The organism is Actinopolymorpha sp. B11F2, assembly GCF_040195635.1.
Classification (GTDB): Bacteria; Actinomycetota; Actinomycetes; order Propionibacteriales; family Actinopolymorphaceae; genus Thermasporomyces.
Map to the genome: position 1 here is coordinate 1 of NZ_JBEFTX010000061.1, position 1,082 is coordinate 1,082.

The window sequence follows — 1,082 nt, forward strand, 5'->3', positions numbered from 1 at the left end:
GGCCCCGGTCGGAACGCTGCTCCTGTGATGTGTCATCGCGGTGTTCGGGCGCACCGTTCTCCTACCGGACGGCGGTGGACTGGCCCCGAACACCGCTCGTATGGAGCCGCGTCCGAAGCTCGCGCGGTTACCCCAGCCGGGTCGCGGTGATGAGGACGGTTTCGAAGTTCATCGCGAACGAGCCACCGAAGTCATCGATAGCCGCTCCGATGCCTTCGAACAGCTGCTCTTGAACGGCTGGGTCGAGCGCGGTGTGGTCGCTGCGTGAGAGAAGCTGCTCCAGCCAGTGGTCCCGGTGGTAGGTCTGGGTCCACTCGAACCACTTCTCCGTCGGGGCATCGAAGTCGGGTACCGCGGCGATCGCGGCTGAGGTCAACCCGAACCCGGACCGTCGGTCTGTTGACCGGTTTGCCGCGTAACCGGTGAAGACTGTGTGAACGCGGGGCGGCAGCACGCTGGCGTACACCTCGGCGAGAGCATCAGCCAGGTCGTCAGGGGGAGATCCGGCATTCCAGATCAGGCAGAGGCGCCCGCCGGGCCGCAGCACCGAGGCGGCCTTGGCGGTCGCAACGGCGCGGTCGAGCCAATGCCACGCCTGCGCCGAGACAACCCGGTCGAAAGTGCGACCAGCAGGCTCCCAATCCTCGAACGGACCGACCTCTACGTCGATCCCGGGGCCGCGAGCGATCTCGGCCATCCTCGGAGCGACTTCCACCCCGAGGACCTTCGCGCCCCGCCCTGCCATCAGCCTCGAAGCGATCCCCGTGCCACAACCAACGTTGAGAACGTGGATGCCTTCCGGCTTCGAGCCGAGCAGGTCATCGATGAGGGCGTCCGGATACGTCGGTCGGTACCAGTCGTAGCGTTCTGCTTCCTGATCGAACAACCTCGAACGATCCAACGCCCAGCGGCGGCGTTCGTCCAGCGCCGACCCGACTAGGCCCTCATCACTGTCGCCAACCACGTTGTCGCCTTTCAATCAAAGCGATCGCAGGACGACATCGGCCGCGCGAGTATCACCACTCTAACGCCGGACTACAACGCCGAGGACGAGGCATACGGGTGTCCGGCGAGGGAGCTCC

Annotated in this window: 1 protein-coding gene; it reads right to left on the reverse strand. The window is 65.8% G+C overall.

Features of this window, described 5'->3' with window-relative positions; all coding sequences use genetic code 11:
- Positions 1 to 127: 127 nt before the first annotated feature.
- Positions 128 to 964, reverse strand: a complete 837-nt coding sequence (locus ABN034_RS34215; RefSeq protein WP_349695106.1) for a class I SAM-dependent methyltransferase — start codon at positions 962 to 964, stop codon at positions 128 to 130.
- Between the last annotated feature and the right edge of the window lie 118 nt (positions 965 to 1,082).